The organism is Ruegeria sp. N4 (assembly GCF_056531425.1).
Window position 1 is genome coordinate 226142 of the sequence record NZ_JBQFLT010000004.1, and the last position, 24247, is coordinate 250388.

Consider the following 24247-nt stretch of genomic DNA (forward strand, 5'->3'; position numbering starts at 1 on the left):
CAAGTGCATGAAAAAAAAGACATTTTTGTAACGGGCAGGTAACACGAATGAGAGCGGTGCAAAACTTGCACGAAAATTGCTTATTCTACCCCCAGCACATCCGGCGTCTGCCACCCAAGGTGCTGCCCGCCATCCACGCATAAAAGCTGTCCTGTGACCGCATGCGCATCCAGGAAATAGCCCAAAGCTGCCGTGATATCCGACGGATTCGCCCCGCGTTCCAACACGGTGTTGGCGCGCTGCGCCTGAAAATGTGCTTCGGACTGGCGGTGGCCTTGCATGGTTGGCCCCGGCCCGATGGCATTGACGCGGATTGAGGGCGTCAGCGCCTGCGCCGCCGTCCGGGTCAGTGCCCACAGACCCATCTTGGCGATGGTGTAGGTCATGAACTCGGGCGTAAGCTTGCGCACCCGCATATCGACCATGTTGACGATCAGCCCGGTCGCCACAGGCTCACCCTGAGCATCTGTTTCGGGCTGCAAACCCTGTTCGGCCATGGCCTGTGTCAGCACAAACGGCGCGCGCAGGTTGCTGTCGAGGTGCCGGTCCCAGCTTTGGCGCGTGGCGGTTTTGATATTGTCGTATTCAAAAATCGAGGCATTGTTCACCAGACAGGTGATCGGCCCGCCCAGCGCCTCGGCCGCGCGTGGCAGCAAAGCGGTGACCTGAGCCTCATCCAGCAGATCAGCCTGCAGGGCAACGGCTTTCCGGCCAAGGGCCTCAACCTGCGCAATAGTCTCTGACGCAGGTCCTTCGGACGTCGCGTAATGCACCGCCACATCATACCCGCGCCCGGCCAGATACAGCGCCATGGCGCGGCCCAGACGGATACCGGCTCCGGTCACTAACGCTCGGGTCATGGGCTACCTCTTTCTGTCAGATCACATCAGCAATGTGGTGACATAAAGCGCATAAAGGAAAGTCAACACCAGACCCCAGATCCGGGAAATGTCCTGTTTGAAGAACACAAACGGGATCAACAGCAACGATGCGCCCAGCATGACCCACAGATCGAATTCCAGGAATTCCGGGTCGACAGGGATGTTGCCGAACCATGTGGCGATGCCGACGATGGCCAAAAGGTTGAACATGTTCGACCCGATCACATTGCCCAGCGCCACATCCGCCTGACGCCGCAGCGCCGCCATAACGGTTGTGGCCAGTTCGGGCAGGGACGTCCCAACCGCAACCAGAGTCAACCCGATCACCGTCTCGCTGATCCCGTACATCCGCGCGATGACGGCGGCGTTGTCCACAAGCAAATGCGCGCCCATGGGCAGGCCGATCAGACCCAGGATCAGGTAAATCGAGATCTTCCAGTACGGCATGTCAGGGTCGGCCTCTTCCAGACCGTCCAGTTCTTCATCCTCGGCGCATCCGTTCTCGGCATCGGCACAGGCTTTGCGGTGGGCTTTGGCTTCGCGGAACGCATTCCACAGAACAAGGCCAAGCGCGGCCAGCAAAATGGCACCGCTGACCAGATTGAAGACGCCGCAAAACGCCAGACCGATGAACAACACACTGGCCAGCAGCATGAACACATAGTTCTTACGACTGTCACACTCGCTGGTGTGCAGGGTCGCCAGCAAGGCAGGGACACCCAGCACCAGCAGAATATTGGCGGTATTGGACCCTACAACGTTGCCCAGCGCGATCCCCGGCGCGTTTTCCTTCAACGCGCTGATCGCAATCAGCAACTCGGGGGCCGAGGTGCCAAAGGCCACGATCGTCAGGCTGACAATCAGCGCTGGCACACCCAGCCGCAGGCTCAGGTTCACCGCACCGCGCACCAACGCATCGCCGGCCAGCAGCAGGATCACCAACCCAAGGCCGGAGAGCAGCCATGCCGTCATGTCCGGCCTCCTTTTTCGCAGGCGCACGGGCCCTTGCCGATCCGAAACCGGCCACAGCGCGGGCATTTTGCGGAACTCAACCGCTTTTGCCCCGGAAAGCGCAGCTTGCCGAACATCGCCAAAACACCCATGGCGACCAGAAACAAAGTGACAATCTTGATGATCACGTCACAAACCGAAACGCGCGTAGGCCGCCCGCTCCTCTAACCCTGCAATGGCGTCCTGCGCCAGCGAGGCCCCAAAGCGCGACCAGATGGGTTTGCGCAGACCGTAGCGACGGAACTTGACCTTCTCGCCGAACCGTTCCTGCATCTTGGGTTTCAGATGGGCGATGCCTTCGATCAGACCCAGTTCCTGCGCGCGTTTTGCCAGCCAGACCTCGCCCGTGAACAGATCGGCATTTTCGTCCAGCTTGTCGCCCCGGCGGGATTTGACATGGGCAATGAAGTTTTCATGGATGTCGCCCAGCAGGCCTTGCAGGCGCTTCACATCCTCTTTCTTTTCCGGCCGGAAAGGATCAAGCATCGATTTCGACTTGCCTGCCGTATGTACGCGCCGTTCAAACCCCTGCTTTGCCAGAAACTCATGCGCCCCGAACCCGGCCGAGATCACCCCGATTGATCCCAGGACCGAGCTGTCGTCGGCCCAGATTTCATCCGCCGCCGCGGCCAGCCAATACCCGCCCGAGGCAGCAACATCCTCGACAAAGGCAATCACGGGGATCTTCAGTTCGTCTGACAACCGCCGAATCCGCGCCCCGATCAGCGAGCTTTGCGCAGGCGATCCACCGGGCGAGTTGACCTCAAGCGCGACGGCAACCGGTTTGCCCTTGCGAAACGCTTTCTCCAGCACGGGCGCCAGAGAGGTATCGTTCAACGCCCCGCGCCCGGCCATACCAATGGCTCCGGACAGGCGCACGACGGCCACAACGGGGTGCTTTTTGACAAACGGCAGGCTGAGTTTCATGCGTGCCGATGTAGAGTGCCCCCAACGTCTAAACAAGGGACTCTCAGATCGCAAAACGTGACGTGAGACAATTTCCTGACACCAATGGGCAAAAATGCAACGCCCGCCAGTGGCCTAGCTGCGGATGCGCCAACCGGTTTTAAAGATCCATCCGATGACGCCAAGGCAGATCCCGGTGAAGGCCACAATCGCCAGCAGGCTGAACACAATCGGCACATCTGCAAGCCCATAAAACGACCACCGAAAGCCCGAGATCAGGTACACAACCGGGTTGAACAGGGTGATGGTCTGCCACAGCGGCGGCAGCATCGAGATCGAATAGAACGTCCCGCCCAGAAAGATCAGCGGGGTCACAACAAGCTGCGGGACCAGCGACATCTGCTCGAAATTACTGGCCCAGATGCCAATGATGAAGCCCAGCAAGGAAAAGCTGAGACAGGACAGGATCAGAAACGCGGCCATGGCAAAGGGGTGTTCGATGCGAATATCCACAAAGAATGTCGCCGTGATCAGGATCACGATTCCCACAAACAACGCCTTGGTCGCCGCCGCCCCGACATAGCCGATGACGATCTCGATAAAATTCACGGGGGCGGAGAGCAGTTCGTAAATCGTACCCAGAAACTTGGGAAAATAGATACCGAATGAGGCGTTCGAGATCGACAGCATCACCACTGACAGCATGATCAGCCCCGGCACGATGAAGGCCCCGTAGGAGACGCCCTCGACCTCTTGAATCCGGCTGCCGATGGCGGTGCCGAAAACGACGAAATACAAAGACGTGGACAGGACAGGCGACAGAAAGCTCTGCGCCAGAGTACGGAAAAACCGCGCCATTTCAAATCGATAAATGGCGGCAACGGCTGACCAGTTCATGCGGGCTCTCCCGACACCAGATTGACAAAAATCTCTTCCAAGCTGGATTGCCGCGTCTGAACGTCCCGCAAGACAAGCCCGGCCTGCGCCACATCATTCAACAGCGTGGTGATCCCGGTTCGGTCGGCATGGGTGTCATAGGTGTAGACCAGCGCGTCGCCATTGCCGTTCAGAACCAGATTATGCGCCGCCAGAGCGTCGGGAATGTCGGTGATGGGCTCGGTCAGCATGACCTCGATCTGCTTCTTGCCCATCTGCGCCATCAGCGTGTCCTTATCCTGCACCAGCAGCAACTCACCCTTGTCGATGACCCCGACGCGGTCGGCAATGGCTTCGGCCTCTTCGATGTAATGGGTGGTCAGGATGATGGTGACACCGGCCCGTTTCAATTCGGCCACGATCTCCCACATATCCTTGCGCAGCTCGACATCGACCCCGGCGGTTGGCTCATCCAGAAACAACACTCGTGGCTCATGCGCCAGCGCCTTGGCGATCAACACCCGGCGCTTCATCCCACCGGACAATTCCTTGATCGCATTCTTGCGTTTGTCCCACAGCGACAGTTTGCGCAGAATTTCCTCGATCCGCGCACTGTCATGGCCGTGGCCAAACAAGCCGCGCGAAAACCGCACTGTGTTATAGACCTTCTCGAACGGCTCCAGCGCGATCTCCTGCGGCACCAGTCCGATCATCTTGCGGGCGGCGCGAAACTCGGTCTGAATGTCATGCCCACCAACGGTGACCGACCCTGAACTGAGGGTGGTGATACCACAAACCGTCGAGATCAAGGTGGTCTTGCCTGCCCCGTTTGGCCCCAGCAGCGCCAGAATCTCACCCTCTTCGATATCCAGCGACACGCCTTTCAGCGCTTCAAACCCGTCAGCATAGGATTTGCGCAAATCCTTTATGGACAAAATGGCGGTCATGCACGGTCCCCGTTTTGGCCGACCATATCCTGTGATCCGCACGCGGAACAGGTCACTTCCGCACAGTGTTCTGAGCATTTTTGCCGAAAGGTCAATCAGAGTGCGACACACACCGCCCCGATCGCCCACTGCGCTGTGGCCAGAAACGCATTGATCCCCTGCCCGCCTGCCGATACCCCGAAGGCCGCACCATGGAGGAACCGAATGCTTAACGGAATACGTGTTATCGAAATCGAAGGGCTGGGGCCCGCCCCGTTTGCCGCCATGTTGCTGGCCGATCTGGGCGCAGATGTGATCACCATCCACCGCAAATCCGGCAACCCCACGCCCGGCATGCCGGACCAGTCGGTGCTGGACCGGGGCAAACGGTCAATCGCGCTGGACCTCAAGGACCCCGACGATCTTGAAACGGCCAAACGCCTGATCGATACCGCCGACGCCCTGATCGAAGGGTTTCGCCCCGGCGTTATGGAAAAGCTCGGCCTTGGGCCCGACGCCTGTTTTGCACGCAATCCCAGGCTGGTCTTCGGGCGGATGACCGGCTGGGGGCAGGACAGCCCGCTGGCGCAAACCGCCGGGCATGATCTGAACTACATCTCCCTGTCGGGCGCACTCTGGTACGGCTCAACACCCGACACGCCGCCCCAAACCCCCGCCACACTGGTCGGCGACATCGGCGGTGGCGCGCTCTATCTGGTGTCGGGCCTGCTGGCGGGTCTGATCAATGCGCAACGTACCGGGCAAGGCACCGTCGTCGACGCCGCCATCTATGATGGCTCGGCCCATATGATGAACCTGCTGATGACCATGCGGCAGACCGGCAACCTGTCCGACATCCGGGGCCAAAGCATGCTGGACGGCCCGCATTGGAGCCGCACCTACACCTGCGCAGACGGGCGCTATGTCACTGTGCAATGCCTCGAACCCAAGTTTTACGCCCAATTCCTGCACCTCATGGGCCTGACCGACGATCCCGACTTCGCCCAACAATTCAACCCGGCCCTCTGGCCCGATCAAACCCGCCGCCTCGCCGCGCTGTTCTGCAAACACCCGCGCGATCACTGGGCGGCGCTGTTTCAGGGCACAGATGCCTGCGTCGCCCCGGTGCTCAGCCCGACCGAAGCCCTGACACACCCGATGAACGCAAGCCGCCAAACCTGGCAGACGGTGGATGGCACCCTGCAAGCCGCCGCCGCCCCGCGATTCCCGAACCACCCCTGGACTGCCAAACCCAGCCCAACCCGCGGCGAACACAGCGAGGACATCAGAGCCGAGCTGGACAAGCAGCGCGGATCCGCCCCTTCATCTGGCTAAAAATATCTCGGGGGATGAATTGGCCGCAGGCCAAGAAGGGGGCTGGCCCCCTTCCCCTTTACCGCCCGCGCACCGCGTCGATCATCAACTGAACATTCTCGGGATCCGCGTCCGGTGTAATCCCATGCCCAAGGTTGAAGATATGCGGCCCTTTCGAGAACGCCTCGACAATGCGCCGCGTTTCATCCAACAGCGCCTGCCCGCCGGTCACCATATGGGACGAGGCCAGATTGCCCTGCACGCAGCCATCCACCTGCACATGTTCTGCCGCCCAATCGGGCGCGACCGAGTTGTCCAGCGCCACGCAATCCACGCCGGTCTTCTGTGCAAACCCGATATAACCGTCACCAGCCTCACGCGGGAAGCCGATAACCGGGATGCCGGGATGCCGGTCCTTGATCGCCTGAGTGATCACCCGGCACGGCTCGACCGCATATTTCCGGAAGGCTTCACCTTTCAACGATCCGGCCCAACTGTCGAAGATTTTGACCACTTCGGCCCCGGCCTCGATCTGGGCCGAGAGGTATTCGATCGTCGCCAGCGTAATCCGCTCCAGCAGCGCCTCGAACAATACGGTGTTCTCTTCCCGCAGCGCATGGGCAGGCCCCTGATCCGGCGTGCCGCGCCCGGCGATCATGTAGGTCGCCACCGTCCAGGGTGCACCTGCGAATCCGATCAGCGTGGTCTCGGATGGCAGCTCCCGCGACAGGATGCGAACCGTCTCGTAGACCGCCGACAGGGTCTCGTGAATATCCTCAACCGGCCTAAGCGCGTCAAATTCCGACTGCTGCGTGATCGTCGACAGACGAGGCCCCTCGCCAGTCACAAACCACAAATCCGCACCCAGCGCCTGCGGTACCAAAAGAATATCGGCAAACAGGATCGCCGCGTCGAACCCATAGCGGCGAATGGGCTGCAATGTGACCTCGGCCGCCAGATCCGGGTTATAGCAAAGCGACAGGAAATCCCCCGCCTGCGCCCGGGTCGCGCGGTATTCGGGCAAATACCGACCGGCCTGACGCATCATCCAGATCGGCGGCACATCCTGTACTTCGCCCGCCAGTGCCCGCAGCAGTTTTTTCGTCTCGGCCATTGTCATCCCCAGAAATCAGGTTTTGGCAACGGGTCGGCGCTCAGTGGCAATTTGTCAAGCTCTGCCCCCATTGTCAGGGCAATGTGACGCGACTAAAGCTGTGCGTATGACTTTGACCCTGCCCACCCCCGCATCACCTCTCAGAATTGGGACCCGAGGTTCGCCGCTGGCTCTGGCTCAGGCCTTCGAGACGCGCCAAAGGTTGCGTGACGCGTTTGATCTGACCGATGACGCGTTCGAAATCGTTGTGATCAAGACCACCGGTGACAACCGCGCGATGATTGATGCGGATCGCCCGCTGAAAGAGATCGGCAACAAGGGCCTGTTCACCAAGGAAATCGAAGAGGCGATGCTGCGCGAGGACATCGACATCGCCGTGCATTCCACCAAGGACATGCCGGTGGCACAGCCCGACGGGCTGGTGCTGGACACGTTCCTGCCGCGCGAGGATGTGCGGGATGCGTTCATCTCGCCGCATCTGCAATCGATTCACGACCTGCCCGAGGGCGCGGTGGTCGGCACCTCGTCCCTGCGCCGCCGGGCGCAGCTTTTGAACCGCCGCCCGGATCTGAACGTCGTCGAGTTTCGCGGTAACGTTCAGACCCGGCTGAAAAAGCTGGCTGATGGCGTGGCGGATTGCACCTTTCTGGCGATGGCGGGCATTCGGCGGCTGGATATGGATGAGGTTCCGGCAACCGCAATCTCGCCAGACGATATGCTGCCCGCGATTGCGCAAGGCACGATCGGGATCGAGCGGCGCAGCAATGACACCCGCGCGGCCGCTCTGCTGGAGGCCATTCACCACGCTGAAACCAGCCAGCGCCTCAGCGCTGAACGGTCCCTGCTGGCGGCGCTGGATGGATCCTGCGAAACCCCCATCGCCGGTCTGGCCGAGATTCAGGACGGCCAACTGCGCCTGCGCGGTGAAGTCCTGCGCCCCGATGGATCAGAAGCGATTTCCGAAGATACCGTTGGGTCCATCGAGGATGGGGCCGAGATGGGACGCGCAATGGCCGAAATCCTGTTGAAAAACGCAGGCCCCGGTTTCTTCGATTGGAGAAACTCCTGATAATTTTAACCAATGTGAACTAATTCACTGTTCCACGTCTCAGATTGCGGCAAGACTGTGATCATACCGGCTGAAAAGTTGGATCAGTCTCGAAATGTATCGAAGAGTTTCAGATAGTTGGTGTTTTAATAAGTATTCGAGGGGGCGAGGCTGAGCCCGACATTCAGAAGGTGCAGGGTCGCTGTTGGAAACAACAGCGACCCGACTATTTTCTAGCCTTGCGTAGTCTCGCTGAGCGCTGCGACCGCGTGATGAATGGCGTTCTGCGTCTGCTCCAGATCGGCCTCGGTAATCGCCAGTGACGCGTATAGCTTGCCCGGTGATTTGAACACACCATGGGATCGCAGAACCTCGTTGAACACGACATTATGCTTGGGGTCATCATGTTTGGCGCTGCGATAGTCTCGGCAGGCGTTGTCGGTGAAGTAAACGTCGAACAGGGTCACGTCCCCGCAAATCTGATGCGCGATACCGGCCTGATCCAAGGCGCCCGTCAGCATCTGCTGCAACCGGGTACCGATGTCGCGCAAACGGTCATAGGTCCCCTCGCGGCGCAGAATCTCCATCGTTTTCAGACCGGCAACCGACGCAACGGGATTGCCGGACAGGGTTCCAAGCTGCATCAGCCATCCCTCCTGACCGACCTGCGCCTTGTCGAAATGCTTCATGATCTCGGCACTTGCGCCCAACGCTGCCAAAGGAAAGCCGCCGCCGGTGATTTTGCCCAGGGTGCAGATATCGGGCGTAACCCCATACCATTCCTGCGCCCCGCCATAGTCCAGCCGGAAGCCGGTGACGATTTCATCGAAGATCAGCAGCACGTTATGCTTGTCGCACAATTTGCGCAGCCCTTGCAGATAACCGGGCATCGGCGGGATGATCCGCTGCAACGGTTCGGCCATGACGGCGGCAATGTCGTCATGTTCATCCAGCAGCGCCGCCACCGCCTCAAGATCGTTGTAAGGCGCAATCAGCATCTGATCGGCCACGCCTTGCGGAATTCCGGCGCTGTCGGGCACGGCTTGCGGGAAATTGACCTGGCGGCTGGGGGCCAGGCTCATCTGCGCCTCGGCGCTCATGCCGTGATAGCCGCCTTCGAATTTCAGGATCTTGTCGCGCCCGGTATAGGCCCGCGCCAGCCGGATCGCATACATATCCGCCTCGCCGCCCGAAGCGACAAAGCGCACCTGTTCGCAGCAGGGCACCGCGTCGATGATGGCCTCGGCCAGTTCGATACCTTTGGTGTTGTTGGCAAAGAAAGTCATGCCTTTGGGCAATTGCTCCAGCACGGCCTCCATCACCTCGGGGTGGCCATGGCCCAGCAGCATCGGCCCCGATCCGATCAGATAGTCGATATACTCGTTGCCGTCCTCATCCCAGACGCGGCTGCCCTCGCCGTGCGAGATGATGATGCCCGGGTCGAAATTCCCGAACCCGCCTGCGGGCAAAACAGCCTTCGCGCGGTCGATCCATTCGGATTGAGTGTTGATCTTCAGCATGTCACGCGATCTCCATATTCAATAAAATCAGTGTCTATTCGTAAACGGCAACCGGATCGCCCAGCGCGTCTTCATCCGGGTGTACGCCAAGGCCGGGGGTCTCGGGCAGGTGCAGGTGGCCGTCGATATTGCGGGGGCCGCGACCGCCTGCAATGTCAACGGTCAGCATATCCTGACAGGCCCAGACCGCATGGCAATTGTCATCCGGGATGGTGGCGGCCAGATGCAACGCTTCGGTATCGGCCAGCACGCTGCCGCCTGTGGCCATCACGAACATGTCGATGCCATGAGCCAGCGCAATATCCCGCATCCGCGCGGCTTTGGTCAGGCCCCCGACCCGGTTCAGCTTGATCCCGAATATCTCGGCGATCCCGTCACGCGCGATGCGGGCGGCGTCCTGCAGGGTGACAAGGCTTTCATCCACCGACACGGGCGAAGCGTGCTTGCCCGAGATCGCAGCAATATCGTCCAGCGTTTCACCCGGCTGTTCGAACATCACGTTCAGGTCTTCGCAGGCGCTCAGGACCCGCAGGGCCTGTTGCCGGGTCCAGCCGCGATTGACGTCATAGAGGACAATCTCACCCGGTCGCCGGATGCTTTCGACGTCGCGGACCCGGGCAATATCACGTTCGACATTGCCGCCGATCTTCACCGAATGGGCGATATAGCCCCGGCTGCGATAGCGTTCCATCACCTCGCGGGTTTCTTCGACCGTTTTGGCCCCGACCGAGGACGCAATCGGGCGCGGTGTCCGGGACCCGCCGCCCATCAGATCAGCAATCGGCAGGCCCGCCGCCTGCCCGGCGATGTCCCAGCACGCCATGTCGATGGGGCTTTTGGCATAGAGATGCCCTGGCAAGGCCAGATCCATCGCCCGTTCCACATCCAGAACCTTGCGCGGATCAAGGCCCAGAATGAAAGGCGCCATCGTTTCAATACCCGCGCGAATGCCCGGCCCATGCGCAGGCACATAGGTGTGGCCCCACGGGGTACCCTCACCCCAGCCAGTCAGGCCGGCATCGGTTTCGATCTTCACCAGCGTCGCGTCCAGCGTTTCGAACTTTAACCGCCCGCCGGACAGCCAGTAGGGATGCTCCAAAGGCAGATCGACGTGATAGACCGAAATTCGGGAAATCTTCATTTCAATTCCACTTCCACGAAGGACATCGGGGCATCCCCGGCATTGATGACATTATGTTCGACCCCTTCATCGCGGCGATACGCGGTCCCGGCGGGCACAGTCACCTCGTTGACCGTTCCGTCCGGCAGGTCCAAACGCATGTGGCAATCGGTAATCGCCGTGATGACGTAATCCATCGCATGGCGATGCCATCCGGTTTCCGCACCGGGCGCAAAGTCAAACCGCGTCACGCGCACGCGTGCATCGTCGATCATCTGAGTGGCAACGGCTTGTGGTCTCATAACGCGTACTCCGCCACAGGCGCGCCGAGGCTTTCGAAATCCGGTTTGACACCAAGACCGGTTGTGTCGGGCGCGTATAGCTTGCCGTCACGGGCAGTCGGGCCGCCGATGCCGGTGGATCGGGTGTTATAGTTCATAAGGTCAGTTGTGTTCTGCAGGTACTCTGGCGGGGTTGAGGCGGCGAAATGGGCCACAACCGAGGATGTGATCTCGCCGCCCCAGGTATCCTCGCTGACAACCGGGATGCGGTTGTCGACCAGATAATCCCGCACCCGCCGCGCCTTGCTGATCCCGCCGAGGTTCGAGATTTTCAGGCAACAGATCTCGGCCCCGCGATCCGCGACGATGCGCTGCGCTGCGTGGATACCGGTTACGCATTCGTCCAGTTTCATCGGCTGTTCGGCAACGCGGCGCACCTGTTGGCATTCCTCATAGGTGCGGCAGGGCTGTTCCAGAATGAAATCCAGATCGCGCGTGGCGCGGGCCACCCGGATCGCATTGTCCACGCGCCAGCCCTGATTGGCATCGGCCATCGCCTTCTCGTCCGGGTTCAGCAAGGGAACCGTAGTGCGGATACGGTCAATGTCGGTGGCCCAGTCGCTGCCCACCTTGACCTGAAACTGCCGGTAACCCTGATCGCGGTAACGATCCATCTCGGCCACGGTCTCATCCACCGCCTTCTGCGGCGCGACCCGGTACATTGGCGCGCCGTCGGTCAGCTTGCCGCCCAGCAGCATCCAGACCGGCTGATCGCAGGCCTGCCCCAGAATGTCCCAGCAGGCCGCATCGAACGGGGCCTTGGCATAGCCGTGACCCTGCACCAGATGATCCATCAACTGCTCGATCCGCGCCACCTGACGCGGGTCTTCGCCCAGCAGATGCGGAGCCACCAGCCGCGCCAGCGCACCCACGCCTTCGGAATGGGCGACCATGTAGTTTTCACCGCAGGGCGTGAACTCGCCACAGCCTTGCAGGCCGGCATCGGTGTCGATGACCACGACCGAGGCGGTGGCGGTTTCGATGGCGTTGCCAGCCCCCCAGACATATGCCCCGCCGACATACGGAAGCCCGGTCTGATAGACGCGTATCCGAGTGATTTTCATGCCGCATCCATTCTGGGCAGATCACCTATCCCCTCTCCGCGCCACAGCACAAAGGTCAGGATCGGTTGATCGGTTGTAACCATCGCGTGGCTTTGCCAACTGGTATGCAGGCGGGTCTGATCTGTTCCGACAACACCCGTATCCTCGGTGGTTTTGAATTCTGCACCGCCTGCAAGGGTCAGATAGATTTCCTCGGCCTGATGGCTGTGCCAGTCGTAATTCAGCCCCGGCCCCCAATAGGCGATGTAGCCGCGCAATTGGGTCGAGTGGAAATGACCCGTCGGCCCGAACAGCTCGTAATACCCATAGCGTCGCAGGAAATCCGCGCCGACCTCGTCTTCGGTATAGGTCTGTTTCCACTGCGCCAGATGCGTTGTGGCAGAGATGGCGGAAATAAGCGGCTGGGTCAGATCGCTGCCAGCGATTTCAAAGTCCTTCACCAGATCAGCCGCCGGAATATGATTGGCCGTCAACGGGGAAGGCGACAAATCCGTGGGCCACGAACCAAATGCAGACAGGTCGGGATGCGCCTGATGCAAGCGCCGCGCGGCTTCGAGCACATCATCCAGTGTCATGGCGTCACCACGATATTTCCAGTGTGTTGTTTGGCGATGAATGCGGCCTGCGCGTCCCGCAATTCCTCCAGCGGATAGGTGGCGGCGAGGGCCGGTTTGATCTCAGCCGCTTCGATGTATTTCACGAGGTTCTGCATCACCTGAGGGTCAATCACGGTCGAGCCGGTGAAGGTCAGGTCGCGCAGGTAGAAGGTGCGCAGATCAAACTCGACCATCGGGCCAGCGATGGCCCCAGAGCAGGTATAGCGCCCGCCGCGTTCCAGAATGTCGATCAGCTGCGGCCAGTACGGCCCGCCCACCACATCGGCGACAACGGTGATTTTCTCGGCCCCAAGCGCCGCGCGCAGATTGTCAGGCGCGCGGGGCAGGATCATGTCGGGGCCCAGCTTGGCGACGTCTTCGTGCTTGGCCTCGGACGCCATCGCGATGACACGCGCGCCCCGGCGCTTGGCCAGTTGCACCAGCGCACCGCCAACGCCGCCGGATGCACCCGGCACCAGAACCGTGTCTGCGCTGGTCACATTGGCCCGGGTCAACATCCCTTCGGCCGTTGAGTACGAGCAGGAGAATGTGGCGAGTTCCGCATCCGACAGGTCCGACGTGATCGGCACCGCATTCACTGCAAGCGTTGTGGCATATTCAGCAAAGCCGCCATCCCGCTCGGACCCGTAGTATCCGGCCTTGTCCATGTTTTGCGGGTCGTCGGGATCGCGCAACCAGCCGTCTGTTATCACCCGCTGTCCGATACGCGCGCTGTCCACACCCTCGCCTACGGCAACGATATGACCGCAGATATCGGCCCCCTGAATGCGCGGGAAGGTGATGGGCGCGCCGCCCCAGGTGGGATCGTCCTCGCCCACTTCCGCGAACGCGCCGCCGGTTGTGGCATCGGTCACGGTCTTCGAGTACCAACCGGATCGCGTGTTCACATCCGTATTGTTCAGCCCGCAGGCGGCGACACGGATCAGCACCTCGCCCGCCGCGGGTTCGGGGCGCGGCCAATCCTTGTGCAGCACCATTTGCTCAAGACCGCCGTGACCCATGGTCACCATGGCTTTCATTGTGTCGGGCAGACTCATCCTTTAGTCTCCTGAGTTGGGCCACAGGTCGATGCGCGTTTCCCGGCCTGCGATTCTGCTCGACAGGCTAATTTCACAACTGTACCATCGTCAATCATGAATGACACAAATGTATCATCTATCGTCCTGGATCGCCTGACCGAGGAATGGGACGCCCTGACGCCCGAGGCCCAGAAAGCCGCGCGCTATGTGCTGGAAAACCCCACAGATGTGGGCGTTTCCACCGTGCGCGAGATTGCCGAGGCCGCCAACGTCAAACCCAACACTTTTGTCCGCATGGCACGGCAGGTCGGCTTCGAAGGCTACGAGGATTTTCGTGCCCCGTTCCGGCAGGCCATCCGGCAGGGGACGGTTTCGTTTCCCGACCGCGCCCGCTGGTTGCAGGAAATAGGCAAATCCGGTGAAATGGGTGGCCTTTACGCCGACATGATCGGTGCCACGATCCGCAATATTGAAGAGACATTTGCCGGTATCGATGCCGACCGGCTGCGCGCTGCAGCCGAAGATATTTGGAACTGCCGTCAGATTTTCACGCTGGGCGTCGGCGTCAACAATTCAAACGCGCGGAACTTTACCTATCTGGCCTCGACCGGGATGAAGCAGTTTCACGCCATTCCCCGCTCGGGCTCGACCCCGGTGGACGATCTGGCCTGGGCCGATGAACAGGACGTGCTGATTGCGATCACCTGCCATCCCTACCGGACCGAGGTGATCGATGCGATCAAACTGGCGCGCCAGCAGGGGCTGACGGTTGTCGGTATCTCGGACAGCCCGGCCAGCCCGGTGATCCTGAACGCGCAGCACGGATTTGTCGTGGCAGCCGACACCCCGCAATATTTCCCGTCCTCTGTGTCGACCATCGCCTTGCTGGAAACGCTTCTGTCCTTCGTGATCGCGGTATCCAGCGATGAAATCGTCGAACGGGTCGAGCGGTTTCATCAGCGCAGGCACCAGCTTGGGCTATACGCGGCGGAACCGGAATAAGATGCCCGGCACCCTGAACGCCTGAGCCATGCCACTCACCTGCGTTTCAGCGCCAAAAAGGCCGGGTAGACCGCGTTGACACAAGGTCATGAACAATCCTTACGAGAATTCCGCTCAGGTTGTTGCCTGCCTTGCGAGAGTGATCTATCGATACCGGAATGAGATCTGGTTTTGCCATTGTTTCAGCGTTTTTCTTATGCGCCTTTTTCCCTGCTAGCGCGCAGGAAACCACGCTTTCCCGACCGGATCTGAGCGCGTCGGGACAGGACTATCTGAAAGCCGTTCGGTATCGCGGGATCGACACGGATGTTGTCTATTTCGACCCCACGCAACCCGCGCCGCCGCTGGACACAGATGCAACGCCGCAACCCGACCGGACTGTCGAGCTGTCCGTTGACAACCGCTGGATCGTCGGCGGGCTGGCTGCGGTCATTCTGATTTTCCTGACCTTGTTCATCTACAACACTGCCGGGAAGACCTCGGTCTCGTTCCGCAAATCCGTGGGCAATGCGCGGCGCAAAGGCGGGCGGGACGACCCAGAGTTATCGGACACCAGGCAGAACATTCCCGATCTTGACGCGCTTCTGAAATTGAAAGATCGCGATCTGGCGGTCACCGGGTTGGCGCAACTGGCGCTGAGCCATTGCCTGTCCAAAAACGAAGTGCTGTTCAAACGCAGCTGGACCCATCGCGAGGCCCTGCGCAGCATGCCACAAACCTTGTGGTACATCCCGGATCTGCGCGCCCTGGTTCTGGCCAGTGAACGCGTCAATTTCGGCCATCACTCGATCACCGAGGGCGATTTTGAGGCCCTTCTGACCCGGATCGGACCCGTCCTGCGCGAGGTCACCGCATGAGCGACACGACCAGCTTGCCCCCGACCGATCGCATCCGGCTGGATTGGGTCATCGTGGGCGTTGTGGTCGCGGTTTGCGTCGGGATTTTTCTGTACGTCATGGCCGGGCGGCAATACGCCCTGCGCGAGTCGGCCAGCGGATTTGACGGTCTGGATCGCTGGCTGAACAGCCAGTCCCACACGACACATAGCTTTACCGGAGGCTGGCCTCTGGACCGCAGCACCGTGGGTCTGCTGGTGCAGCCGGTCTATGACACGCGTCTGAACACAGATCGCAACGCGGCCAGAACCAAAGAAGAACTGCTGTTTCAGGCGGATGAGTTCGATCAGGAGATCGAGGTGATCCGCGACAAGGCGCAATCTGTGCCCAGCCTGGTGATCCTGCCCAAATGGCGCAGCGGAATGCGCCTGACCGGGTTCGGGCATCCGTTTCTGATGTCTCCGCGCGCAGAGATTCAGACCATCCTGCACCAGATTGCCGGTCCTGATGTCGGGCCGATGGCTTTGGCGCGCCGTCCGTTTTCCGATTACGCACTGGCCGCTGATCCACAATTGAACGCCCGTATCTATGCCGCCCAAACCTTTGACGGACGCGGATGTGACCCCATCGTCGGACGGGCCGGAGAGATGCTGCTGGGCGCGTGCCCTCTGCCGGGGTCCGAGGACGGCCAGAAGGTCTATATCCTGTCCGACCCCGATCTGCTGAACAATCACGGGCTGACGCTGGGCGAAAATGCATGGATCGCGGCGCAGGTTCTGCCCGAAATCGCGGGCGATCAGCGCATCATCATTGACTACAGCGATCAGAACTGGCTGACCGCGCCGGAACTCGTTGAGGCCCGCGAACGCACGTGGGACGACCTCAAGCGTTTGTTTGAACCACCGTTCCGCTCGCTTTGGATCGGCGCAGGGCTGTTGCTGGCCTTAGCGATCTGGCGGGGCGGGGTGCGCAGTGGCCCGGTGATCGATATCGCCCCAACGCTGGGCACCGGCAAACGCATGGCCAACCGCGCAAGGGCACGGCTGATGCGTATGACAGACCAGGACGGTGCAATGCTGTCCGATTATGTTGATACCCGCCTGCGCGCCCGCGCGGCAGAAGTCTTCGGCAGCACGCATAAAACCATGGGCACACCGGAAGAGGCGTATCTGAAATATGTCCGGGCCAGAAAACCTGACCTCGCGGCCCGACTGGACGCACTGATCCAAACCATTCGGGCCCTGCCCCCGCATCTGGGGGCGGAAGACGCCATTTCCCACATTGACCAATTCGAACTGATACTGGAGCACCTTGCCGATGAATCTTGAAGACCTGTTCGCCCGCGCCGAGGCCCTGCGGGCCGAGATCGGCAAAGTTGTGCAAGGCCAGCAAGAGGCCGTCGATCTGCTGCTGACCTCCTTGTTTGCGCGGGGGCATGTGCTGCTCGAAGGCCCTCCGGGCACGGCCAAAACGCTGCTGGCGCGCAGCTTTGCCGGGGCGCTGAACTTGCAATTCGGGCGCATTCAGTTCACCCCCGATCTGATGCCGGGCGACGTTCTGGGCACCTCGATCTACAACTTCCAGACCAGCGAGTTTGTTCTGACCAAAGGCCCGGTCTTCAGCCAGATCCTGCTGGCGGATGAGATCAACCGCGCACCGCCCAAAACGCAGGCCGCGCTGCTACAGGCGATGAATGAGAGGATGGTGACGATTGACGGTACCGACCACCTTCTGGGTTCGGAATTCATCGTGGTCGCCACCCAGAACCCGATTGAACAGCAAGGCACCTATCCCCTGCCCGAGGCGCAGTTGGACCGGTTTCTGTTCAAGGTGAACCTGACCTTCCCGCCCGAGGATGTGGAACTGTCGATCCTGCGCCAGCACGCCAATGAGCCGCTGGATTTTCTAAGCGCGACGCAGACCGTACAGCCGCTGCTGGATGCGCCCACCATGGCGGCGGCGCGGCAGTTGATCGACGGGATCGTGCTGGATGACGACATTCTTGCCTATATCCTGCGGCTGGTCCGCGCGACCCGCGAAAGCGCTGATATCGCCTTTGGCGCCTCGACCCGCGCCGCTGATGCGATTGCCGGGGCAACGCGCGCCACGGCAGCTCTGAACGGGCGCGACTTTGCCATCCCCGACGACGTCAAAACCCTGATCATCCATGCGCTGCAACACCGGATCGTCCTGTCCCCTTCGGCCGAGATCGAAGGACGCGGCCCGCGGCAGGTGCTGGAAAACATCCTCAACCAGATCGAGGCCCCCCGCTGATCCGGCCATCCCGCATATTGCTGATCGCAGCCTGCGCCGCGCTGTGCCTGTCGCTGCTGGCGATTGTTCTGGGCGATGCAACCCGGCCCATCGCCGGTTTGCCGTGGCTTGTGTTGTGCGGTCTGGCGATCCTCGACCTGTTGCTATCCTGGCCCCGCCGCCGGTCTGTCTCGGTCGAGCCAATATCGGATATCTTTGTGGGCGAAGAGGGTCAAATTGATCTGTCCGTATCCCCCGCCGCGCCGGGGATGCGGGGAGAACTGGACTGGCCCGCCGGACTGGACGGACCGTCGGTGTTTGATCTGTCGGGCGGAACCGCACAGATCCCGTTTCGCGCCAGCCAGCGGGGCACATGGGCGCTGTCCAACCTGTGGCTGTCCTGGCCATCAAGGCTGAAACTGTTCGAACTTGTTCCCAAGCTGGCCTTTGGCTTGTCGGTGGCTGTCGTTCCCAATATCCGCCGCGTCATGTCGGGTGAGATTTCGACCACCGTGCAATCGCGCCTGTTCGGCGTAAAGGAAAACCGCGCCATCGGCGAAGGCACCGAGTTCCACCAACTGCGCGACTTCGTGCGTGGCATGGATGCCAGTTCGATCGACTGGAAACGCTCGGCCCGGTATCGCTCGCTTGTGGCCAAAGAGGTACGGGCCGAGCGCAACCACCATGTGATCATCGCGCTGGATAACGGCTATCAAATGCGAGAGCAGGTCGCAGGCTTGCCCAAGATCGACCACGCCATTACCGCCGCGCTGGCCACCGCCTGGGCCGCAGCCATCGGGGGCGATCTGGTCGGGCTGTATGCCTATGACGCCAAGCCGCGCATGTTCCTGCCGCCGGAACCGGGGCGCACCGCGTTCAACCGGCTGCGCAGCCGCACCGCCGAGCTTAGCTATGAAAGCGTCGAAACCAATCACACCTTGGCGATGACCGAGCTGAACGGGCGCACCCCGAAGCGCAGCCTGATCATCGTGTTCTCGGATTTCGTCGATACGACCACGGCCGAGTTGATGGTCGAAAACGTCAGCGTGCTGGCCAAGCGGCATCTGATCGTCTTTGTCACCCTGCGCGATCCCATCCTTGAAACGCAGGTCAATCAGGCCGCCGAGGATATGGATGGCGTGGCCGAGACGATCTCGACCGGGCAATTGCTGCGCGAGCGCCGCCTTGTGCTGGAACGGTTGCACCAGTTGGGCGTGACGGTGATCGATGCAGAACCGGGCGAGGTGTCGGCCCGCCTGATCTCGACCTATCTGGAAATCAAAGCGCGAGAGATGATCTGATGGCTGACAGCGACCTGATCCGCTCGGCCCGGTTTCGGCGGGAGCGCGAAGGCGACTGGCTCAGATTGTCCGATCTGGTGGACAAGGCTGAAAATCAGGGCCTGCATCGCATGAGTTTCCAAGAGGCCCGCGATCTGGCCGATCTGTACCGTCAGGCGACCACGTCCCTGTCCATCGCGCGCGAGATTTCGCTGGATCGCGCCTTGCTGGAGTACCTCGAAGCCCTGACCAGCCGTGCATACCTCAGCGTCTACGCCCCGCAGCAACGGTTGGGCGGCACTATCCGCAGGTTCCTGACCAGCGGCGGCCCGCGGGCGATGCGCGCCTCGTGGCGGGTGACGCTGCTGGGGTTTTTGTGCATGGCGGCGGGGGCGCTTGCGGGGTATTTCTTCTATTTCGACAACCCCGAATGGTTCTATGTCTTCATGCCTTCCGAACTGGCCGGAGGGCGCGGACCAGATGCCAGCACCGACTATCTGCGGGCGGCCATTTACGGCGAAGATGACACCTCGGGACTTGGGGCCTTTGCGACATATCTATTTTCACACAACACGCGTATCGCCATCTTCGTCTTCGGGCTGGGCGCGTTTCTGTGCGCCCCAACGGTCATGTTGGTGTTCTATAACGGTTTAATATTGGGCGTCTTCTACGCCCTGCATATCGACCGGGGGCTGGGCTGGGACATGTTCGGGTGGCTGTCCATCCATGGCGTGACCGAGCTGTCGGCGATCTGTATCGCAGCCGCGGGCGGGTTGAAGCTGGGCCTCGCCGTCCTGTTTCCCGGCCATCACACGCGGCGCGCGGCGTTGCGCGCGGCGGGTCATGATGCGGTGAAACTGGCTGTGATCGCGGCCCTGATGCTGGTGGTTGCGGCGCTGCTGGAAGGGTTCGGTCGGCAGTTGGTTCAGGATCGATCAACCCGAATTGCAGTCGGCTGGGGCGTCGGCGCGCTATGGCTTGCGTGGTTTGTGATGGGCGGAAGGAAGCGGTCATGACCCAAGCCGCGCTGGACCGTCTGTTGCCGCCCGAAGGTGTGCCCCTGTTCTTTCGGGTCGCGGGCGTTGGCGTGCGAACCGCAGCGCAGCTCACCGATCTGCTGATCACCGTCGCTGCGGCGGTGGCCCTGTTCCTGCTTGTCGCTGCCTTCGATCTGGTGACACCCAGCACCGCAATGGCTATTGGCGCGATGCTGTTCTTTGTCACCCGCATCCCCTACTACGCCGCGTCCGAGCTGATCTGGAACGGCCAGACACTGGGCAAGAGGCTGCTAAAGATCAAGGTGGTCGCGGCGGACGGTCAGGCCCTGACCACTCAGTCGCTGGTCGTGCGCAACCTGATGAAAGAGGCCGAGATCTTTCTGCCTGGCACGCTGGTTCTGACCCTGACGACCGAGGCGGTTGTGCCATCGCTTTTGTCGCTGGCCTGGGTGCTGGGCGTTCTGGCCGTGCCGCTGTTCAACAAACGCCGCCAGCGTCTTGGGGACATCATCGCCGGAACCTATGTCATCCACCTGCCGAAACCTATTCTGTTGCAGGACATGTCCAACGCCATGCGGCCCCGAACCAATGCGCAATCGTCCTACAGGTTCCTCTCGCATCAGTTGGAACATTACGGAGCCTTTGAATTGCAGACGCTGGAATCTGTTTTGCGCAATGCCAATCGCGCAAGCGGGCCCGAGGCTTACAGGCGTCAAAAGGAAACCCTGGCCGCGATTTTCGCGCAGGTACGCCGTAAGATCGACTATGCCGATCCGGTGCCGGAACTGGATCATCAAGCCTTTCTTGAGGCCTTTTACAAAGCCCAGCGCGCGTTTCTGGAACAGCGCCAGTTGTTTGGTGACAAACGCAAGGACAAACACCACACCTTGAAAAACGAAGACGCCTAGACGCCCCTGTTGCCGTTTTACCCAAGGGCGAAGCTTTAGTCGCGACTTCCTCTTGCGGATGACCGGTGGCGCGCGGCTTTATTGACGCAGACCCCAAAGACCTTTGTTCAGGAATTGAAGATGGCCGACACAACAAATCAGCACATTCACATCCCCTTTGGCGTTGGCACTGTGATCAGTGACACGTTTTCGATTTTCTTCCGCAAGATACATATCGTTCTGCTGCTGGGCTTCATTCCCGCGCTTGTCGATGTGGTCCTCAGCCTGTGGCTGTTTGACAGCTCGTTCGAAACGACGCCGGCCGCCGATATTGACTGGGCCGCGTTCTGGCCCGCTTTTGGCGGGCTGGTTCTGGTGTCCATGGTTGCCGTCGCTTTCACCTCGGCCATGGTGATCCAGTTTGCCTATGACACCAAACTCAACCGCCCGGCCCAGATCGGGCGGTATTTCGCCTCGGCGTTCAACAACCTGCCCGCGATTGCAATCCTGTCGATTATCACCGGCATCCTGACCATGATCGGCTGGGTGTTGCTGGTGGTGCCGGGCATTTGGCTTTACGCGGTTTTCTCGGTCGTGGTCCCCGCCATCGTCATTGATCGGGCCGGGTTTGGCGCCATCGGGCGCAGTGCAGAGCTGACGAAGAACTACCGCTGGCCCATTGTCGGCGCATTGATCCTGATTGTCCTTTGCATCTTCCTGTTTGCCGCCGCTATCGGTTTCATCTTTGGCCTGGCGTTGCTGTCCTTCGACTCGCAAGGGGCAGAAATCATCTCGGAAAGCATCGGATCAGCAATTGGGTACGGGTGGACCGGTGTTGCCATCGCGATGATCTTCGCCCGCCTGAAGGAGATCAAAGAAGGCGTCAGCGTATCCGATCTGGCGGATGTCTTCCGGTAGTCGACACAAACCGGCCCGGTGGTCGCCAAGGCCACCGGGTGTCTTGATCCCTGACCGACCGTGCAAAAACAGCCGTCACTGCCCTGCGGCGCGGTGGCTGAACAACACCTGGTTTGACTGCACATCCGACCTGAAATCCGCCGCCCGCCCGGGAAGCGCGTCATAGAACGCGCTTAATCCCGGCTCGATGTCCGCTGCAAGGCTGGCACAGTCCTGACACCTCGCCCGGACCAGATCGTGCGATGCACCGTCCCGAATGGACGCGATCAGGGACTTGTGCGTCTCGGCCAAGGACTGAAACGCCGCGCTTTGAAGAACCGGTTTGTTACCAACCAGAATGTATACCGGTTCCAGTTCGGCCTTGCCTTTCAGTTCCACAAACCCGGCCTCAAGCACCGCAAGCTCGGTTCGTGTGTCATCAACAACCGCGCGCGAGATCACGATGTCATAATTGACATGGCGGCAGCTTTGTTCCAGCCGGGCGGCGACATTCACCACATCCCCAATGACGGTATAGTTGAACCGCCGCCGCGAGCCGATATTGCCGACGCAGGCCCGTCCCGTTGCGCACCCGGTTGCCAAGGCAATCGGCGGCCGCCCGCGCATGACCTCGGACGCATTGAACGCCACCAGCGCCTGCCGCATCAACAGCGCAGCCTGTGCGGCCCGTGTCGGATGATCCGCAACCGGAAGCGGCGCGTTCCAGAACGCCATCACGGCGTCGCCGATGAACTTGTCGATGGTGCCCTGCTGCGCCAGAATCTGATCCCCGACCTGCGAAAACAGCTCGTTCAATATGGCCACAAGATCGGTCGCCGACACGGATTCCGACAGGGGCGTAAACCCGCGGATGTCCGAAAACATCACGGTGATGTCCTGTGTCTCACCCCCCAGTTGAAGCGCATGGCCCGAGCCTTCAAGCTCGTGCAGAATTTCCGGTGATACGTAACGCGAGAAGATGCGGCGGATCACCCGCTTCTCGCGTTCGGTCGAAACGAACAGATACCCGGCCAGAACTCCGAAATTGGCCATACCCCCAAGAAGCGGGAAGGTGACATCGAACAGCACCAGATGGTTTCGAAAGGCCAACCAGCTGATCCCCAGAACAACAGCCGCCGAGATCCCTCCGGCCACGAATGAGGCCACCGCGCCCCGGCGCGTCATGACAACGATGACGACAAGGCCCAGCAACGCAAAGGCCAGCAATTCCAGCGCGGCGTTAACGTCCGACCGGCTGATCATCTCATCGGTCAGGATCTGCTCAAGCAGTTGCGCGTGGATCGACACGCCCGGAACGGATTCACCCAGCGCCGTCAGGTGCATGTCGAACAGACCCGCCGCAGAGGTGCCCACCAGAATGATCCGACCTTCGATCTGGGCGCGCATTTCCGGGTCGTCCCCGGATTGCATGATCCTGTTGGCCGGCAGATAGAGCGCCGGGTTCTCGTGGCGGTATCTGATCCAGACCTCGCCGTTTTCGGTGGTGGGCAGGATAAACGCACCAATCTCGACACCCAGCATAATGCCTGTCTCGTCCTGCGCGCCTTCGGCCAGAATGACCGGCTCGTCCATCGCAACCCGCAGCGCCTCGATCCCCAGCGCAGGCAGCGCGGCGTCGGGGCCGCCCCACAGCACCGGCACCCGGCGCACGACGCCGGTATCACCCATGGGCGAAACATTGACGCCGCCGATACCTGTCGCATCCTGATCCAGTGGCGGGGCCAGCGGGGTCCATTGCGGCACGGACACCAGCCCCTCGGTCGGTTGGTCCCCGATTTCGATGATCCCGGCCTTGGCAAAAACAGGTTGGTCTTCGCCGGACAGCCGCGCGGCAACCCCAAGCACGACCGGCCAATTGGCCATCTCGGCCCCGAACAGAACATCATTGTCCAAATCCGCCGCCGTGCGATCCACGGACAGCACGCCGGACAATGCCGGATCGTTCAACAGGCGCGCGGGGGAATACCGGTCCGGCTCGGCAAACAGCATGTCGAAGGCGATTGCGGCGGCGCCATATTCCCCCAGATGTTCGACCATCTGCGCCAGCAAAGTGCGTGGCCAGGGCCATTGACCCCATGTCTCAAGCGCGGCCTCGTCGATATCCACCACGCGCACGGGCAGATCAGGATTAAACGCGCGCGGCGACAGGCGTTGCAGAATATCGAAATACACCAGACGCGACATCCGGACGGGATACGGATCCAGCACCCGGATGAAACAGCCAAACAGGATCAGCCCCAGCCCCACGATCCGAAAAACGCGCCACCGACCGTTCTTTTCCTGCGGTTTTTTGGTCACATCAACCTCGCTGGACAA

The 24247-nt window shown here is 60.9% G+C and carries 23 protein-coding genes; 10 read left to right on the forward strand and 13 right to left on the reverse strand.

Annotated features, from left to right (window positions below):
• Positions 1-80: 80 nt before the first annotated feature.
• The 5 genes from ACR0LW_RS09030 to ACR0LW_RS09050 all read right to left on the reverse strand — a co-directional run bounded on the left by ACR0LW_RS09030 (position 81) and on the right by ACR0LW_RS09050 (position 4621).
• A complete protein-coding gene (locus ACR0LW_RS09030; RefSeq protein ID WP_480781384.1) occupies positions 81-860 on the reverse strand; it encodes an SDR family oxidoreductase in 780 nt (259 codons plus the stop codon).
• Positions 861-881: 21 nt separating this feature from the next.
• Positions 882-1853, reverse strand: coding sequence for a calcium/sodium antiporter (locus tag ACR0LW_RS09035; RefSeq protein WP_480882336.1), 972 nt, complete (start codon positions 1851-1853; stop codon positions 882-884).
• A 168-nt stretch (positions 1854-2021) separates the two neighbouring features.
• Positions 2022-2819, reverse strand: coding sequence for a S49 family peptidase (locus ACR0LW_RS09040; protein ID WP_480882338.1), 798 nt, complete (start codon positions 2817-2819; stop codon positions 2022-2024).
• A gap of 114 nt (positions 2820-2933) precedes the next feature.
• Positions 2934-3695, reverse strand: a complete 762-nt coding sequence (locus ACR0LW_RS09045; RefSeq protein WP_170453233.1) for an ABC transporter permease — start codon at positions 3693-3695, stop codon at positions 2934-2936.
• Complete coding sequence (locus ACR0LW_RS09050) at positions 3692-4621, reverse strand: ABC transporter ATP-binding protein (RefSeq protein ID WP_170737341.1); 930 nt, start codon at positions 4619-4621, stop codon at positions 3692-3694. The genes ACR0LW_RS09045 and ACR0LW_RS09050 overlap by 4 nt, the downstream gene beginning before the upstream one ends.
• A 204-nt stretch (positions 4622-4825) precedes the next feature.
• Between ACR0LW_RS09050 and ACR0LW_RS09055 the strand changes: the two genes are divergently transcribed.
• Complete coding sequence (locus ACR0LW_RS09055; protein ID WP_480882339.1) at positions 4826-5935, forward strand: CaiB/BaiF CoA transferase family protein; 1110 nt, start codon at positions 4826-4828, stop codon at positions 5933-5935.
• Positions 5936-5993: 58 nt separating this feature from the next.
• On the opposite strand, the gene hemE is transcribed toward ACR0LW_RS09055, so the two are convergent.
• A complete protein-coding gene (hemE, locus tag ACR0LW_RS09060) occupies positions 5994-7028 on the reverse strand; it encodes a uroporphyrinogen decarboxylase (protein ID WP_480882340.1) in 1035 nt (344 codons plus the stop codon).
• A 106-nt stretch (positions 7029-7134) separates the two neighbouring features.
• Here hemE and hemC point away from each other — a divergent pair, with 106 nt between their 5' ends.
• Positions 7135-8097: a hydroxymethylbilane synthase gene (gene hemC, locus ACR0LW_RS09065; protein ID WP_480882342.1), complete on the forward strand. Its 963-nt coding sequence runs from the start codon at positions 7135-7137 to the stop codon at positions 8095-8097.
• Positions 8098-8309: 212 nt separating this feature from the next.
• On the opposite strand, the gene ACR0LW_RS09070 is transcribed toward hemC, so the two are convergent.
• From ACR0LW_RS09070 to ACR0LW_RS09095, 6 genes are read right to left on the reverse strand one after another with little or no spacing between them, the layout of a single operon-like run.
• The gene (locus ACR0LW_RS09070; RefSeq protein WP_480882343.1) at positions 8310-9596 is read right to left on the reverse strand and encodes an aspartate aminotransferase family protein; all 1287 of its coding nucleotides are present in this window, start codon (positions 9594-9596) and stop codon (positions 8310-8312) included.
• Positions 9597-9630: 34 nt separating this feature from the next.
• Entirely contained in the window at positions 9631-10737 is a 1107-nt protein-coding gene (locus tag ACR0LW_RS09075; protein WP_480882344.1) for a mandelate racemase/muconate lactonizing enzyme family protein, read from the reverse strand.
• Positions 10734-11018, reverse strand: a complete 285-nt coding sequence (locus tag ACR0LW_RS09080) for a cupin domain-containing protein (protein ID WP_480585471.1) — start codon at positions 11016-11018, stop codon at positions 10734-10736. The genes ACR0LW_RS09075 and ACR0LW_RS09080 overlap by 4 nt, the downstream gene beginning before the upstream one ends.
• Positions 11015-12121 carry a mandelate racemase/muconate lactonizing enzyme family protein gene (locus ACR0LW_RS09085; protein WP_480882346.1) on the reverse strand — a complete coding sequence of 369 codons (1107 nt, stop codon included), beginning with the start codon at positions 12119-12121 and terminating at the stop codon, positions 11015-11017. Before ACR0LW_RS09085 ends, ACR0LW_RS09080 begins: the two co-directional genes overlap by 4 nt.
• Positions 12118-12696 carry a dimethylsulfonioproprionate lyase family protein gene (locus ACR0LW_RS09090; RefSeq protein WP_480585465.1) on the reverse strand — a complete coding sequence of 193 codons (579 nt, stop codon included), beginning with the start codon at positions 12694-12696 and terminating at the stop codon, positions 12118-12120. The genes ACR0LW_RS09085 and ACR0LW_RS09090 overlap by 4 nt, the downstream gene beginning before the upstream one ends.
• A complete protein-coding gene (locus ACR0LW_RS09095) occupies positions 12693-13775 on the reverse strand; it encodes an alcohol dehydrogenase family protein (RefSeq protein WP_480882348.1) in 1083 nt (360 codons plus the stop codon). The genes ACR0LW_RS09090 and ACR0LW_RS09095 overlap by 4 nt, the downstream gene beginning before the upstream one ends.
• Positions 13776-13871: 96 nt before the next feature.
• On the opposite strand from ACR0LW_RS09095, the gene ACR0LW_RS09100 reads away from it, so the two are divergent.
• The 8 genes from ACR0LW_RS09100 to ACR0LW_RS09135 all read left to right on the forward strand — a co-directional run bounded on the left by ACR0LW_RS09100 (position 13872) and on the right by ACR0LW_RS09135 (position 21931).
• On the forward strand, positions 13872-14759 hold the full coding sequence (locus ACR0LW_RS09100) for a MurR/RpiR family transcriptional regulator (protein ID WP_170453242.1): 888 nt from the start codon (positions 13872-13874) through the stop codon (positions 14757-14759).
• A gap of 158 nt (positions 14760-14917) precedes the next feature.
• Positions 14918-15616: a hypothetical protein gene (locus ACR0LW_RS09105; protein ID WP_480882349.1), complete on the forward strand. Its 699-nt coding sequence runs from the start codon at positions 14918-14920 to the stop codon at positions 15614-15616.
• Complete coding sequence (locus tag ACR0LW_RS09110; protein WP_480882350.1) at positions 15613-16923, forward strand: hypothetical protein; 1311 nt, start codon at positions 15613-15615, stop codon at positions 16921-16923. Before ACR0LW_RS09105 ends, ACR0LW_RS09110 begins: the two co-directional genes overlap by 4 nt.
• Positions 16913-17869: an AAA family ATPase gene (locus tag ACR0LW_RS09115; protein ID WP_480882351.1), complete on the forward strand. Its 957-nt coding sequence runs from the start codon at positions 16913-16915 to the stop codon at positions 17867-17869. Before ACR0LW_RS09110 ends, ACR0LW_RS09115 begins: the two co-directional genes overlap by 11 nt.
• 17 nt (positions 17870-17886) lie before the next feature.
• Positions 17887-19149 carry a DUF58 domain-containing protein gene (locus ACR0LW_RS09120; protein ID WP_480882352.1) on the forward strand — a complete coding sequence of 421 codons (1263 nt, stop codon included), beginning with the start codon at positions 17887-17889 and terminating at the stop codon, positions 19147-19149.
• A complete protein-coding gene (locus ACR0LW_RS09125) occupies positions 19149-20144 on the forward strand; it encodes a stage II sporulation protein M (RefSeq protein WP_480882353.1) in 996 nt (331 codons plus the stop codon). The genes ACR0LW_RS09120 and ACR0LW_RS09125 overlap by 1 nt, the downstream gene beginning before the upstream one ends.
• Positions 20141-21034, forward strand: coding sequence for an RDD family protein (locus ACR0LW_RS09130; RefSeq protein WP_480882354.1), 894 nt, complete (start codon positions 20141-20143; stop codon positions 21032-21034). The genes ACR0LW_RS09125 and ACR0LW_RS09130 overlap by 4 nt, the downstream gene beginning before the upstream one ends.
• Before the next feature lie 120 nt (positions 21035-21154).
• Complete coding sequence (locus ACR0LW_RS09135) at positions 21155-21931, forward strand: hypothetical protein (RefSeq protein ID WP_480882356.1); 777 nt, start codon at positions 21155-21157, stop codon at positions 21929-21931.
• Positions 21932-22006: 75 nt separating this feature from the next.
• On the opposite strand, the gene ACR0LW_RS09140 is transcribed toward ACR0LW_RS09135, so the two are convergent.
• Positions 22007-24229 (reverse strand): CHASE2 domain-containing protein, encoded by a 2223-nt coding sequence (locus tag ACR0LW_RS09140; protein WP_480882358.1) that lies wholly within the window; start codon positions 24227-24229, stop codon positions 22007-22009.
• Between the last annotated feature and the right edge of the window lie 18 nt (positions 24230-24247).

Excerpts from the sequence above, each read along its gene's own strand:
- ACR0LW_RS09040 (WP_480882338.1), bottom strand. The coding sequence starts at position 2,819 with ATGAAACTCAGCCTGCCGTTTGTCAAAAAGCACCCCGTTGTGGCCGTC.
- ACR0LW_RS09055 (WP_480882339.1), top strand. The coding sequence starts at position 4,826 with ATGCTTAACGGAATACGTGTTATCGAAATCGAAGGGCTGGGGCCCGCC.
- ACR0LW_RS09085 (WP_480882346.1), bottom strand. The coding sequence starts at position 12,121 with ATGAAAATCACTCGGATACGCGTCTATCAGACCGGGCTTCCGTATGTC.
- ACR0LW_RS09130 (WP_480882354.1), top strand. The coding sequence starts at position 20,141 with ATGACCCAAGCCGCGCTGGACCGTCTGTTGCCGCCCGAAGGTGTGCCC.
- hemE (WP_480882340.1), bottom strand. The coding sequence starts at position 7,028 with ATGGCCGAGACGAAAAAACTGCTGCGGGCACTGGCGGGCGAAGTACAG.
- ACR0LW_RS09110 (WP_480882350.1), top strand. The coding sequence starts at position 15,613 with ATGAGCGACACGACCAGCTTGCCCCCGACCGATCGCATCCGGCTGGAT.
- ACR0LW_RS09050 (WP_170737341.1), bottom strand. The coding sequence starts at position 4,621 with ATGACCGCCATTTTGTCCATAAAGGATTTGCGCAAATCCTATGCTGAC.
- ACR0LW_RS09035 (WP_480882336.1), bottom strand. The coding sequence starts at position 1,853 with ATGACGGCATGGCTGCTCTCCGGCCTTGGGTTGGTGATCCTGCTGCTG.
- ACR0LW_RS09070 (WP_480882343.1), bottom strand. The coding sequence starts at position 9,596 with ATGCTGAAGATCAACACTCAATCCGAATGGATCGACCGCGCGAAGGCT.
- ACR0LW_RS09095 (WP_480882348.1), bottom strand. The coding sequence starts at position 13,775 with ATGAGTCTGCCCGACACAATGAAAGCCATGGTGACCATGGGTCACGGC.
- ACR0LW_RS09090 (WP_480585465.1), bottom strand. The coding sequence starts at position 12,696 with ATGACACTGGATGATGTGCTCGAAGCCGCGCGGCGCTTGCATCAGGCG.
- hemC (WP_480882342.1), top strand. The coding sequence starts at position 7,135 with ATGACTTTGACCCTGCCCACCCCCGCATCACCTCTCAGAATTGGGACC.
- ACR0LW_RS09105 (WP_480882349.1), top strand. The coding sequence starts at position 14,918 with ATGAGATCTGGTTTTGCCATTGTTTCAGCGTTTTTCTTATGCGCCTTT.
- ACR0LW_RS09135 (WP_480882356.1), top strand. The coding sequence starts at position 21,155 with ATGGCCGACACAACAAATCAGCACATTCACATCCCCTTTGGCGTTGGC.
- ACR0LW_RS09125 (WP_480882353.1), top strand. The coding sequence starts at position 19,149 with ATGGCTGACAGCGACCTGATCCGCTCGGCCCGGTTTCGGCGGGAGCGC.
- ACR0LW_RS09075 (WP_480882344.1), bottom strand. The coding sequence starts at position 10,737 with ATGAAGATTTCCCGAATTTCGGTCTATCACGTCGATCTGCCTTTGGAG.
- ACR0LW_RS09100 (WP_170453242.1), top strand. The coding sequence starts at position 13,872 with ATGAATGACACAAATGTATCATCTATCGTCCTGGATCGCCTGACCGAG.
- ACR0LW_RS09045 (WP_170453233.1), bottom strand. The coding sequence starts at position 3,695 with ATGAACTGGTCAGCCGTTGCCGCCATTTATCGATTTGAAATGGCGCGG.
- ACR0LW_RS09030 (WP_480781384.1), bottom strand. The coding sequence starts at position 860 with ATGACCCGAGCGTTAGTGACCGGAGCCGGTATCCGTCTGGGCCGCGCC.
- ACR0LW_RS09080 (WP_480585471.1), bottom strand. The coding sequence starts at position 11,018 with ATGAGACCACAAGCCGTTGCCACTCAGATGATCGACGATGCACGCGTG.
- ACR0LW_RS09115 (WP_480882351.1), top strand. The coding sequence starts at position 16,913 with ATGAATCTTGAAGACCTGTTCGCCCGCGCCGAGGCCCTGCGGGCCGAG.